Here is a 12,618-nt window from a genome sequence, read left to right on the forward strand (position 1 = left end):
TATGTCGAATACTGTACAAGCCTCTGAAACTATCGAAAAAAGACGAGAATGTCATTTGGCACCAACATGTGGTCACCAAATCAGAGCGCGCCGATCTTAAAAAACAAAAGCCTGTGGTACTTTGGTTTACTGGTTTATCTGGGGCGGGTAAATCGACGGTAGCGGGCGCCTTAGAAAGTGAACTGGCCAGTCGTGGCTATCACACCTACTTGTTAGATGGTGACAATGTGCGACACGGTCTGTGTCGTGATTTAGGCTTCTCTGAGCAAGATCGCCGAGAGAATATTCGCCGCGTAGGCGAGTTAGCTAAGCTGATGGCTGACGCCGGTCTTATTGTTCTATCTGCTTTCATCTCACCACATCGCGCCGAACGTGCCTTGGTGCGTGAGCTACTGCCTGAGGGCGAGTTTATGGAAGTGTTTGTGGATGCTAGCCTTGAGGTGTGTGAGTCTCGAGATCCAAAGGGTCTATACAAAAAAAGCACGTGCCGGTGAAATCCCTAACTTCACGGGTATTGACTCCGAATACGAAGCGCCGCTTAAGGCTGAGATCCATCTTAAAGCCGGCGATCACGCTGTCGCTGAGCTGGTGGAACAATGTCTATCGATATTAGCGGCTAATCAGGTGATTCGTTAAACGCTTGTCGTAGCTAGACCTTGTGATGGAATGAGGTTGGCACGTCTCCTTTAACCACAAACTTTCGATTGAGCAGCTCTATGAGCTGCTCTTGATATTGGGCGTTAGAGCGATGACCGAGCAATTGGCAGAGCTCGTTGCCTGTTGGCGTGAAGCGGTAGTAGGTTAGCGTAATGCCTTTCCCTTTCGCCGTAAGCATCATGTCATGACCCTGATAGCCGAGCTTTAAAGGGGCTTCTCTGGCTATTTCTCCTGATTCCAATTCTGTCGCTAATAACACGCCAAGCTCCACCAACAGCAAGATGCTAGAGTAGGGGAGCTGATATTCCCCAAGGCTTAACTCATCAACGCTCTCGCGGCGAGAAAAGCTGAACAAGCCCGTTTGATGCTTGATACCAAGTAGCAGCTTACGACTCGTATCGGTGCCAAAACTGCACGCTAGGGAAGCGGCGCGCTGCAGCGTTTGCGCCTCTTTGGGCGTCATATCTCTGAGTGTTTTCAGTGCCTTCATCGAGGTGGCGCCAGGATTGGTGATCTCTCGCTTAAGTACCTGCGCCCAAAGCTTTTGCATCGATGAGTTATGGATCTCTTTCGCCATATCAAAATACCGCACCAGCCAGTCAAAATCAGGCTCGCCAGCGACTTCATTCTTGCACGCTGCCATCGCGGCTTTGATGATCTGCTCTAGGTTTTTTTGGCGCTGTTCTTTACCTTGCTTCTCGCGCAGCATTGCTCTTTCAAACAAAGATTGGCTTGGGGTTTCTTCTCGTATGAGTGCATCTAAATAATGAGATTCAGCGATGGCTCTGAGGCGACTCGCGCTGTCTTTCATATGGTGGGCTTTTTTTTGTCCCTGTTCATTGGATGAATTGGGTTCTTGGCTAGCTAGCTTGCTCTCAACAGGGTGATGACTCATTACCGGCACTCAGTACAAAGCGAAAACGAAGGAATATTGTGCAATAGAGCTTCAATTTAGCGGGAATCTTCTGCAAAAACCAGAGTAATTTGTGTGAGCTGATGTCCGCTTTTGGTGTGACGCAAAGCGTGTTGTAAAAAAGTCTGGGATAAATGATAAAACTTTGTTAAATTCTAGATTAAGGATGAAGGAGGACGTTATGAGGCACTCTGGAGAAAATAGAGCGAAAAAACACGTCTCAATCGCATTATTGCTGTGTGTTTATATCGGGGTGCTAGGCTATCTCTCGACGCTTATCGGCTAACACAGCCTAGCAACCTTTCGTTAATCATTACCTATCAGGATCTGTGGAGACGAGTATCAGTTACTCGTCTCCGTCATAATACCCATCATCGTAATCTTCAATATCGACCCCTTCGATTAGGTAGCCCGTTTGCGCAAGCTCAGAATCGATAGTTTCGGTCTTCAATGTTCCGACGACGTAGATAACATCCCATAGACGGTGTACAGGCGCACCCTCTTTAAACTTCACGTAGATGATCTGGTTAGGTGGCGGAGGTGGCACGTGAATACAAGCACCAAAGTAAGGCACCAATAGAAATTCGGTGACTGAGTCTTCATCACCTTCTAGCGGAATGACAAACCCAGGTATTTTCACCTGACTACCGTTAAGCTCTTGGCGAACCGTACCAACCTTGGACTGCTCCATGACACCGCCCGAGTGATCGATCGCCGGCATGCCCATGGCATCAAACTGGTTTCGCTCACTTTCTGGAATCAAATCTATCCAGTCCAGAGTTAATACATCGGACTCTTCTTGGGCCATTGCTAGCTGAGGTACTAAAACCGTCAACGAAAGCAACAGACCACAAAGCAGGCTTTTAACTGTTTTCATTCAAATCTCACTAAATTCGGATAGTCATCCCATCGCTCAACGACTGTCGGTATGCTCGTAGCGCTGGGAAGAAACCAATAATAACCCCAGCGAGCTGCACAAATCCAAGCAGCATCCATTCATGCGACGTAATGCCAGATAATGCTATGTTGATGCCATAATTTGCCGTGATGATGGGCGCGGCAATCGCAAGCATCGCATACATGCCACCAATTCCGCAAACGATGCCGATACTGGTGAGCACGGTGGCTTCGCTGACTAGTAGGGTAAAGACATGTCGCGGCCTTGCCCCCATTGCACGTAAAATAGCCATCTCACGGCGACGCTCTTGCAAGCTAGTCAACAGGCTAGAGAGCATTCCCATGAGTCCGGCAACGACTACAAAGACCGAGACAATAAGCAGAGCGGTCTCTGCCACACTCATCATGCCCCACAACTCGTGAAGCGCAACGCCTGGTAAGATAGCACTGAGTGGCTCCTGTTTGTAGGTATTAATCTGCCTCTGAAGTGCGAAGGTTTGGATCTTACTTTTTAAGCCAATCAACATGGCGGTGATCTGCTTAGGTTGGAAATCCATCTTTAGTAGCTGCTCTTTACTCGGCTCATTACCAAGGTTAGCCCCCGATTCCCAACCGACGTGTATCGCTTCTATTGCTTCTAGAGAAACGTGCACCGTTTTGTCTACCGGCGTGCCTGTTGGCGCGAGAATACCGACCACTTTAAAAGGCGTATTATCATGGCGGCTAAAGCCGACATCGCTGATCCCGTGAGCAATAATGATTTCAGTACCAATGTCATAACCCAAAGACTTTGCGACATCGGAGCCAATGACGGTCTCAAATAGCCCATCAAATTCTTCGCCTTTGGCAAGAGACAGGTGCTGTTTTTGACCGTATTGGTAGTGCTCGAAATAGCTATGGTTGGTGCCCATTACTCGAAAACCTCTATGTGAGTCTCCGAGTGAAATAGGAATTGCCCAATCCACAGAGCGGTGATTACTAAACTCCTCAAAGCTCTTCCAGTCGATGTTATTGGTCGCATTACCAATACGAAATACAGAATAGAGAAGAAGGTTCACTTGACCGGAGCGTCCACCGACAATCAAATCGGTCCCAGAGATAGTATTGGCAAAGCTGCTTTTTGCCTGAGTACGAATTCGCTCTACGCCCATCAAGAGGATCACAGAGATCGCTACCGTAAGTATGGTCAGTAGGGCGGTTGTTTTGCGGTTGAGCAGGCTTTTCCAAGCCAGCTTTAGAGTGATGCTCATAGTGGCCTCACTTGATTAATATCTTGAAGGTTCTCGGTTCTTTTAAATAAGGACTCAAGCGTTGGGTCATGGCTAACAAAAATCAAGGTGGAATGCGCGGCGTTAGCTTGTTCCATCAGTAGCTCAATAAAGGCTTCTCGGTTGTCATGGTCGAGTGCGGATGTCGGCTCGTCGGCAATCAGAAACTCTGGCTGACCGATTAAGGCCCGCGCGGCGGCGACACGTTGTTGTTGACCAATACTTAACTCGATAACGGGCTTGCTGAGTAGTTTTTCAGGCAGTCTTAGATGGTCGAGAATGCGTTTAGCTTCTTGGTGTAAAGAGCCGCTCACCTTATCTTTTCGTACGCTAGAAAACTCACAAGGCAGCGTGACATTATCGATGACAGAGAGGTAGGGAAGTAAGTTAAACTGCTGAAAAATATAACCAATATGGTCAGCGCGAAACTTGTCGCGCGCGCTGGCAGACAGTGTCTTGAGTGATTGATTGAGTGAGATAACATCGCCAGTCGTCGGGGTATTAATACCGGTCAGTAAGCCGAGCAATGTGGACTTACCGCAGCCACTAGGGCCTTTTAAAAATAGATGTTCACCTTGTTCTATGGTGAGCGATGGAATGTCGAGAGTTGGGGGTTGATCTGGTTGCCACTTGAAGGTGACGTCTTTGAGTTCGATTACGCTAGCCATAGTGTCCTCTGGAAATCACCTTCAGGTCTCGGGGTGAGACCTGAAGGGTGGACGAATTAGAATTTAATTGTCGTATTACCCGAAGTCAGTTCCGTTGCCGATTGTGCGCTATCCGTTAGCAGGTTCACTGATACTTTCTCAGTTGAAGGGAAGTGTGTAAACCATTGTGTATCAATTTGAGTCACTTTAGCTACATCTTCACAAGAGAATTGGTATTGAACTGAGAACTCACCATGGCCATCATGATGGTCGTGGTCGTGGTCGTGCTCGTCGTGGTGCTCGCCTTTCTCTAGCGTATTTTCGACATGCGCTTCTACTAGCTTACAGCTTGCTGCTGCTGGAATGGTAAGGATGCTATCAATATTGTTCAGTTTTGCTTTTGCATCAGCCATTGCCGCTTTCTCGGCATCCGTTTTAGGAGCATGCTCAAAGCCTACAACATCAGCACCCGGTGCAGTAATTTCCACTAAAAGATCTTGACCATCTTGAGCAATATTAAATTCTACGTGGCCGTGCACATGGGCGTCGTGTTGACGGAAGTGATCATCGGCAACCGCGAATTGCGATACAACGAGACCAGCTAAGAGTGTCATCTTTAGTTTCATGATTAATCCTTAATAACGATGTAAAAGTATTGGATACCAATGCCGGTAAAGATGCGCATAAATCGCCGGGTGCAGAGGTCTCCCTCGAGAACGATGCGACTTGTTCTCGCTTAACTGTGGTTTGTTATGTTATAACAAACGAAGATATTTTCCAGAAGAAACAACATCGGGTTCGTGGTTTCTCTTTCAGAACAACAAAAAAAGGAGCCATTTAGGCTCCCTTTTAGAATTTTTTATCGCTAGTTAGATGTTGTCGGTGACTAGGCTAAGCACTTGCTGGATATCCGCATCGCTTAGTGCACCCTCTTTGACATACAGAATCTTGCCTTGCTTGTCTTGAACGATGATTGCTGAGCTTTCTTCAGCTAGTTGCCAAGCGTTCGCAACGAGACCGTGCTTGTCGAGTACCATCGAGGACCATGGGAACTCTTTCTTGCTGTCTTCAGCTGATGATTTAACAAATGAGCTTGTACCCCACATAGCATCATCTTGGTTAATGACGGTGGTGGTTTGGTAGCTTTCTTTTGGAAAGTCAGCAGCGGTGATTGCCGCCATGAGTGGCGCGTTCATTTCTTTAGAGCTGCTGCGACCCGCGATGGCTTGGATGACGCGCACTTTGCCAAGCATATCGCCACTGCTCCATGCTTGATAGCTGATGGCATCGTTGTTGAGAATTAGCTCACCGTGATCTTTTACCGATACGGAGCGAGCATTACTGCCTACTTGGAGGTTAGTTGCCATAGCAAGTGCAGGCATAAACAGCACGGCTAGGGTGAGGAGAGGCTTTAGTTTCATTGTAATAGTTTCCGTTACTTTAATATTGGGCGGCATACCTTAGGTGAACTTACGATATGCCACAACTTTAATTGTGTTGATTTGACCAAGAAATGTCCCTCACTTGATAAAATCATTTCAAGCATAACAGCAATTTATAGTTTGTTGCAAAGTTGTTAACTTTTGTTTGTGTCTCAAGAAATTTAGCGTATAATTTCAATCGATCGCAAAATATATTGCGAGTTCACTCGCAAGATGCGAGTAACACTAGGATGTACTCAAACGGATATTGAGGTTAGGTTATGTTGCGTAAGTTTACGGTTTATCGTCCGCGTCAGATCGCGAAGTTTGTAAAGACGTTATTTAAGGGGCAGTTCTTCATTGCTGGTATTGGTTTGTTCCGATTCGACAACGGCAAGGTGTTGTTACCTGAAGTTGCAGATAGGCAAAAGCTTGTCGCCTTCAAAGAGATTAATGTCGAGATTGCTGCACTAGCACTCTAACTGACAAAAGAATTCTTCAAGCCCTCGCATTGCGAGGGCTTTTTCGTGTCTACGGGTTTAGCTCCGGAGGAAAACATACGCCGGTGCCACCAATTCCGCAGTAACCATTTGGATTTTTAGCCAGGTACTGTTGGTGGTAGATTTCAGCAAAGTAGTACTCGCCAAGCGGTAAGATCTCTGTAGTGATCCCTTGCGACCCTAACGCTTGCTGATATTGTTGCTGGGTTTGTCTTGCTATCTGGTCTTGTTCTTGGCTCGCAGTATAGATTGCAGAGCGGTACTGAGTGCCAATATCGTTGCCCTGTCGCATCCCTTGCGTTGGGTCGTGCTTTTCCCAGAATGTGCGTAAAATCTCCTGTAAAGAAGTCTTAGTTGTGTCGAACACAACTCGAACGACTTCTGTGTGGCCGGTTAAACCACTGCATACCTCTTCATACGTAGGGTTGGGTGTAAAGCCGCCTGAATACCCTACAGAGGTTGATATCACCCCAGGCAATTGCCAGAACAAACGCTCAGCCCCCCAAAAGCAACCTAGGCCTAGAACGATACTTTCTTCATTTTGATTGAGTTCAGCGTTGAGGTCTGACTGATTAACAAAATGAGGCTCCATGATGGCAATTGCTGCATCTCGGCCAGGTAGTGCTTGGTCGGAGGAAATCATTTCTTTTTTACCCATCGTCAGTTCCTTTTCTAGACTATTATTTCAAGTGCGAAGCGCCTGAAAACTAAAATATAACACCGATATAGCATCTGTTTGATTGTTGCTTGAAGACATCTAAATCGATCAGAGTTATCATTCTACGTAACAACAAAAACAAACGCATCACAGCCTCACAATAAAGCATGATAAAGAGACTTTTACCACCGCTATTGCTGATCCTATCGCCGACTTTGGTATTTGCCGAAGTGAGCGTTTCTTTGGATATTAAAGGACTTAGCGGAGCGCTTCAGGATAATGTCGATGCGTATGTATCTGCGATCCCCACTAATGAATACTCCACATCACTCAGGTTCCAGTCTCGATTGACCAAAGAGATAGAAGAAGCCATCAATGCTTTAGGATATTACAACCCAGAGATTGATTTTGTCGTCAGTGATAAAGGGGATCAACTTACCGTCAATGTGACCCCAGGACCTCCAACTAGGATCAAGCTTGTCGATGTACAGCTCTCTGGAGAGGCGAAAGATGATGAAGATTTCATGCGTCTTATCAGGCTCTCACCGTTAAAAGAGGGCCAGACCCTTAACCATAACCAATACGATAGCCTTAAGTCTGGCATTCGCAACTTAGCGCTACAAAAAGGATATTTCGACGGAGCCTACTCTGTCAGTCGTCTGGAGGTTATTCCTAAGCTTAATGAAGCGATTATTCGTCTTCACTATGATAGTGGCATTCGCTATCAGTTTGGTAAGTCGACCATTACAGGCAGCCAAATTGATATTCAAAAGGTTCAGTCACTGCAGCCTTATGAGATCGGTGACGATTATCAAGTGAGCAAAGTGGGTCAGCACAACCAAAATCTTTCCAATACGGAATGGTTCTCATCAGTATTTGTTGAGCCTGATCTCTCTCAAGTGGGTAAAGGGCGCGAGTTGCCGATGAAGGTGTCACTGGCGCCGCAAGTGCGAAATCAGTTTGAAACGGGTTTGGGCTATTCAACCGATGTTGGCGCTAAGCTTAAATTCAAGTGGAAGAAACCTTGGCTCAATGAGCATGGGCATAGCTTTGATACCAGCTTGGACTTGTCGATTCCAGAGCAACAAGTAACGGCAAGTTATAAAATTCCTCTCGACGACGTGCTCAAAGATTACTACGTCATTCAATACGGTCTAAAAAACGTTAACCGTAGTGATAAGAAAACCTTGGAGTCGAACCTAGCCTTCGAGAGACACTGGGTGCTAGACAGTGGTTGGCATCGTACCGCCTATATTCGTTACCTTGTTGAAAACTATGAGTTTAACGCGCAGGGTGAGCTAGGTCAGTTTGTTCTGCCAGGCTTGTCCTATTCACGAGTAGTCACTCGTGGTAGTGGGCCGCTTATTATGAGCGGTAACAAGCAAACCATTATGTTTGAGGTAGGGGATGAGCGAGCACTGTCGGAAACCTCTGTATTCAGGCTTCGAGGTACCTCGACTTGGATTTCGAGTCTCGGTGAAAACCATAGAGGCTTATTCAAGGTCGATGTGGGTGCCAACATAGCGGCGGAACCGTCTAAACTGTCACCCTCTTTGCGCTTCTTCGCTGGTGGTGATAACAGTGTTAGGGGTTATGACTACGAGAGTATCTCGCCAGTGGATGACGCAGGAAACAAGACGGGTGGTCAATACATCGCAACCAGCACCCTCGAATATCAATATCGAATCACCGGTAACTGGTGGGGAGCAACCTTCTTTGATGTGGGTGATGCCTTTGATGATGATCCAGAATGGAAACGAGGCGCAGGCTTCGGCGTGCGTTGGGTGTCACCAGTTGGCCCCGTCAAATTTGACTATGCACGCGGACTAGATAACAAACCACAAGCCGAATGGCGAATTCACTTTAGCTTAGGGCCAGAACTATGATGTCGAAAGTTTGGCGTGTCACCAAATGGTGTTCTATTGGCCTTGTCACTTTAATCTTGCTTATCATCGCAACGATTGGTTTCGCGCTGTTTACTAATGCGGGTCTTAATACTGTGTTGTGGGGTGTTAACAAGGCACTGCCACAACTTGAGGTTGGTGAGACACAAGGTGCTCTATTCCCTAGATTTACCCTCAATGATGTGAAGTTTGTCGATGAAAGTCTATTTATCGACTTAGACGCTAAATCATTAACTTTGGCGGTGGATCTCAATTGCCTGTCTGACCCGAGAGTGTGTGTGAACGAATTGGCGATTCAGGGGTTGGATTTCAAAATGCCAGAGGTCGCTCCGAGTGAGCCATCGCCAGAGCCAAGTGAACCTCTGACCAAGATCAGTCTGCCAATCCCTGTTGCGATTGGTCGAGTCAGTTTTGATGACATCAAGCTGGATATTCTTGGGACGCAGGTGAGTTGGGATAGTTTTACCACCTCACTTGCCATGACTGGCTCTAACTTAACGGTGGGCGATACTCGTTTAGTGACACCTATAGTAAGGCTTCCAGAATCAGAAAGCGAGCCAGAACCAACACCAGAGACAGACGATACCCCTCAAGCCATAGAGCTTCCCGAGGTGCTGATCCCGCTGTTTGTTAACATTGCGGGTCTCGAGATTGTTGACTTTAAATTGGAGCAGGAAGAGCCTGTTATCGTGGATCGTTTGAAGCTCATAGGTCGGGCCGGTGAGCACGATGTCCGCGTGACGAATCTTGAGCTTGAGATGCCGATTGTTGATGCCTCACTTAACGGTGATATTACACTTAATCAAGGGTATCCTCTCGATTTGCTGCTCAATGCTCACCTAAAACAAACCGATCTGGCAGGCCAAAAACTGTCGCTTAAAGCAAATGGCAGTGTCGAAGATCTCACCTTAGACAGTGAGTTTACGGGTGTTATCGAGGGACTTCTCAAAGGGCAATTGAAGCCCTTAGAGCCGACTTTACCGTTTGATGCCACCATGACCAGCGCCAAGGCAACTTGGCCTCTCACCGGCGAATCAGACTACCAAGTTGCCGTTGAGTCATTGGCGGCCAAAGGGTCACTCGATGGGTATGATGTGAGCTTAGAAGCTTCCGCGTCCGGTAAAGAGATTCCGGATGTTGCCGTCGATCTTGTCGGTAAAGGCGACCTCGAACAAATAGATTTGAGCAAACTGTCGATTGATAGCCTAGGTGGTAATGTGTCAGGTCAAGTGATGGCTAACTGGGCAGCGCCGGTGAATTGGCAAGGAGACATTAATCTCACCAATATTCAGCCAGGACTACAGTGGCCAGATGCTGAGGGTAATATCAGTGGGCACATTGTTACCTCGGGCTCTCTAACAGATGCGGGTGGATGGCAAGTAGCCGTACCGACACTCGATGTGGTTGGTATTCTGCGTGACTACCCTATCGATATCAAGGGGCAAGTTGAGGCGTCAGATGAGACTGGTTCAGGTGAATTCAAGGTCGATACTCAGGGGCTATCCATCGCTCACGGACCGAACAAGCTCAATGCTGAGGGTAAGCTGGACAAAACTTGGGATATGAAGGTCGATATCGACTTTTCTGATCTAGCGAAATCCGTCCCCGATTTATCCGGCATTTTGAGAGGGAATGTTGAGCTCAAAGGCGCGATGCAAGAGCCCGATATTGCTACCGATCTGCGAATCGAAAAGGTTCAGTGGAAACAAGATGCAAGTCTTGAGCAGCTTTCTTTAGTGGGTACCGCTAAACCTCTGCCGATTGAGCAAGCACAGGCTGATATTCGTTTGAATGCGAGCGGGCTCAAGTATCAGGATCAGATGGTCGACTCTGCAAACGTGACGCTTTCTGGGACGCAGGCTGCGCATACATTGACACTCGATGTGGCCTCCAAGCTTGCTTCGATTAAGCTTGCTGTTAGCGGAGCATTGACAGAGAAGCCGAGCCTTGCATGGGCAGGAGAGTTGGCTGACGTTCATATTGAAACGGAACAAGGGCCGTTAGACCTAACAGAGCCCGTCGCCATCAAGGTTGATATTGATAAACAGGTTGCCAATGTTGCCGCGCACTGCTGGGCACAAGCTGGCTCTAGACTTTGTCTAGAGAAAGATATTGAGGCGGGACAGTCGGGCGAGGCGCTTGTTACGATCAAGAATTTTAACTTTGATCAGATTAAAGCTTACATTCCGGAAAATACGGTCATTGATGGCAGTGCCAATATTACCGCGTGGGCGAAGTGGGCTCCTGATGCATCACCAGAAGTGAAACTGGATGTGGCACTACCAAAAGGCACTGTCACTCAGAATATAGAAACGCCACTAGTCGTTGGTTGGGAGCAAGTGAGCGTGAAAGCAAATCTTGCGGAAGACAAGCTTGATGCCAGTTGGCTAATTGATGTTACAGATAATGGTGACTTGTCGGGCAAAGTAACCTTGCCGAATGTATTGGCAGAAAATAAGACCATCGATGGCGAGCTTAACCTATCGACGTTTAATTTAGACTTTCTGCAACCTATCGTTGGTGAGTTCAATAAGCTGAAAGCGAACCTTGCTGCCGACATTAAGATCAAAGGTGACGCACTGCACCCGCAATTATTCGGTCAGTTCTCAGTTTCCGATCTCTCCCTGCAAGGTGATATCTCGCCAATCCAAGTTGACTCTGGTCAGGTAGACATAGATTTTAGTGGCTACGATGCGCTGCTTGATGCCAAGATTCAAACCTCTGACGGTGAGCTAAAACTAGCGGGTGATGGTAACTGGCAAGACCTTAAGGCTTGGCGTACTAAACTTAGAGTGTTTGCAGACGAGCTGAATGTGGATGTTCCGCCCATGGTGAAAGTCAAAGTAGTGCCAGATATGACCATAGAGGCCAACCCTAATCTAGCTAAAGTAACGGGTTCTATCGGTTTGCCATGGGGACGAATTCTAGTCGAGGAACTGCCACAGAGTGCGGTTGCTGTCTCAAGCGATCAGGTTCTATTAAACCCTGATATGACGCCTGTCGACGAAGAAACGGCGGTGCCATTTAATATCGAAACTGACGTTTCGATCACTATTGGCAATGATTTCACCATTACTGCGTTCGGTCTAAAAGGCGGCTTGCGTGGCAAACTGCATGTTTCGCAAAAAGACCAAGGTCCGTTTGTCCAAGGTGAAGTGAACATTGTGGACGGTTCTTATAGCTCATTTGGTCAAGACCTTCTTATCGAAGAGGGTAAGATCCTGATGACGGGACCTGTAGATCAGCCATACGTCAACATTACCGCGATTCGAAATCCAGATACGACGGCTGATGATGTTAAAGCAGGGGTAAAAGTCTCTGGATTGGCGACGGAGCCGACAATCGAGATCTTCTCTGACCCGACAATGCCACAGGCAAATGCGCTGTCCTATCTACTTAGAGGTCAGGATATTGATGGTGAGACGGGGGGCAACGCGCTAACAACGACCTTGATCGGCTTGAGTCTCGCTCGCAGCGGTAAGGTTGTGGGTGATATTGGTCAGGCATTCGGTGTACAAGACCTACAACTAGACACCGCGGGTACCGGTGATGACTCACAGGTAACGGTCAGTGGTTATGTATTGCCTGGGCTTCAGGTCAAATATGGCGTGGGTATCTTCAACTCACTCGGTGAGTTTACGGTGCGCTATCGAATTATCGAAGATTTTTACGTAGAAGCAGTATCGGGCTTGTACAGTTCGGTGACCTTCTTATATCAGTTTGAGGTCGACTAGCGGTCCTCGAACGAAGAGC

General features: G+C 47.4%; 10 protein-coding genes and 1 pseudogene. 4 read left to right on the plus strand and 7 right to left on the minus strand.

What is annotated here, in order from left to right; translation table 11 throughout:
* Positions 1-68: 68 nt before the first annotated feature.
* A pseudogene (gene cysC, locus AC6I8Y_RS01740) lies at positions 69-501 on the plus strand (adenylyl-sulfate kinase); the annotation flags it as partial.
* A gap of 148 nt (positions 502-649) precedes the next feature.
* Here the strand turns inward: cysC and AC6I8Y_RS01745 are convergent.
* From AC6I8Y_RS01745 to AC6I8Y_RS01770, 6 genes are all read right to left on the minus strand, one after another.
* Entirely contained in the window at positions 650-1,552 is a 903-nt protein-coding gene (locus AC6I8Y_RS01745) for a TIGR03899 family protein (RefSeq protein WP_128649137.1), read from the minus strand.
* 364 nt (positions 1,553-1,916) lie between these two features.
* Positions 1,917-2,378, minus strand: a complete 462-nt coding sequence (locus tag AC6I8Y_RS01750; RefSeq protein WP_394154659.1) for a DUF3299 domain-containing protein — start codon at positions 2,376-2,378, stop codon at positions 1,917-1,919.
* Positions 2,379-2,457: 79 nt separating this feature from the next.
* Positions 2,458-3,717 (minus strand): ABC transporter permease, encoded by a 1,260-nt coding sequence (locus tag AC6I8Y_RS01755; RefSeq protein WP_252013202.1) that lies wholly within the window; start codon positions 3,715-3,717, stop codon positions 2,458-2,460.
* Positions 3,714-4,403 (minus strand): ABC transporter ATP-binding protein, encoded by a 690-nt coding sequence (locus AC6I8Y_RS01760; RefSeq protein ID WP_234494632.1) that lies wholly within the window; start codon positions 4,401-4,403, stop codon positions 3,714-3,716. Before AC6I8Y_RS01760 ends, AC6I8Y_RS01755 begins: the two co-directional genes overlap by 4 nt.
* A 56-nt stretch (positions 4,404-4,459) precedes the next feature.
* Complete coding sequence (gene zrgA, locus AC6I8Y_RS01765; RefSeq protein WP_498020673.1) at positions 4,460-5,008, minus strand: zinc uptake protein ZrgA; 549 nt, start codon at positions 5,006-5,008, stop codon at positions 4,460-4,462.
* Between the two features lie 243 nt (positions 5,009-5,251).
* A complete protein-coding gene (locus AC6I8Y_RS01770) occupies positions 5,252-5,803 on the minus strand; it encodes a YtfJ family protein (RefSeq protein ID WP_252013206.1) in 552 nt (183 codons plus the stop codon).
* 281 nt (positions 5,804-6,084) lie between these two features.
* Between AC6I8Y_RS01770 and AC6I8Y_RS01775 the strand changes: the two genes are divergently transcribed.
* Positions 6,085-6,285 carry a DUF1107 domain-containing protein gene (locus tag AC6I8Y_RS01775; protein ID WP_042478719.1) on the plus strand — a complete coding sequence of 67 codons (201 nt, stop codon included), beginning with the start codon at positions 6,085-6,087 and terminating at the stop codon, positions 6,283-6,285.
* 49 nt (positions 6,286-6,334) lie between these two features.
* Here the strand turns inward: AC6I8Y_RS01775 and msrA are convergent, their stop codons facing one another.
* Positions 6,335-6,961 carry a peptide-methionine (S)-S-oxide reductase MsrA gene (gene msrA, locus AC6I8Y_RS01780; RefSeq protein ID WP_498020674.1) on the minus strand — a complete coding sequence of 209 codons (627 nt, stop codon included), beginning with the start codon at positions 6,959-6,961 and terminating at the stop codon, positions 6,335-6,337.
* 167 nt (positions 6,962-7,128) lie between these two features.
* Between msrA and tamA the strand changes: the two genes are divergently transcribed.
* Together tamA and tamB are read left to right on the plus strand one after the other, a co-directional pair.
* Positions 7,129-8,847: an autotransporter assembly complex protein TamA gene (gene tamA / locus AC6I8Y_RS01785; protein WP_252013211.1), complete on the plus strand. Its 1,719-nt coding sequence runs from the start codon at positions 7,129-7,131 to the stop codon at positions 8,845-8,847.
* Positions 8,844-12,599 carry an autotransporter assembly complex protein TamB gene (tamB, locus tag AC6I8Y_RS01790; RefSeq protein ID WP_498020675.1) on the plus strand — a complete coding sequence of 1,252 codons (3,756 nt, stop codon included), beginning with the start codon at positions 8,844-8,846 and terminating at the stop codon, positions 12,597-12,599. Before tamA ends, tamB begins: the two co-directional genes overlap by 4 nt.
* The last annotated feature ends 19 nt before the right edge of the window (positions 12,600-12,618 follow it).

The organism is Vibrio sp. KUL78 (assembly GCF_059725505.1).

Bases quoted from the DNA above. Each gene is read 5' to 3' on its own strand.
- AC6I8Y_RS01745 (WP_128649137.1), bottom strand. From the start codon at position 1,552: ATGAGTCATCACCCTGTTGAGAGCAAGCTAGCTAGCCAAGAACCCAAT.
- AC6I8Y_RS01750 (WP_394154659.1), bottom strand. From the start codon at position 2,378: ATGGCCCAAGAAGAGTCCGATGTATTAACTCTGGACTGGATAGATTTG.
- AC6I8Y_RS01755 (WP_252013202.1), bottom strand. From the start codon at position 3,717: ATGAGCATCACTCTAAAGCTGGCTTGGAAAAGCCTGCTCAACCGCAAA.
- AC6I8Y_RS01760 (WP_234494632.1), bottom strand. From the start codon at position 4,403: ATGGCTAGCGTAATCGAACTCAAAGACGTCACCTTCAAGTGGCAACCA.
- zrgA (WP_498020673.1), bottom strand. From the start codon at position 5,008: ATGAAACTAAAGATGACACTCTTAGCTGGTCTCGTTGTATCGCAATTC.
- AC6I8Y_RS01770 (WP_252013206.1), bottom strand. From the start codon at position 5,803: ATGAAACTAAAGCCTCTCCTCACCCTAGCCGTGCTGTTTATGCCTGCA.
- AC6I8Y_RS01775 (WP_042478719.1), top strand. From the start codon at position 6,085: ATGTTGCGTAAGTTTACGGTTTATCGTCCGCGTCAGATCGCGAAGTTT.
- msrA (WP_498020674.1), bottom strand. From the start codon at position 6,961: ATGGGTAAAAAAGAAATGATTTCCTCCGACCAAGCACTACCTGGCCGA.
- tamA (WP_252013211.1), top strand. From the start codon at position 7,129: ATGATAAAGAGACTTTTACCACCGCTATTGCTGATCCTATCGCCGACT.
- tamB (WP_498020675.1), top strand. From the start codon at position 8,844: ATGATGTCGAAAGTTTGGCGTGTCACCAAATGGTGTTCTATTGGCCTT.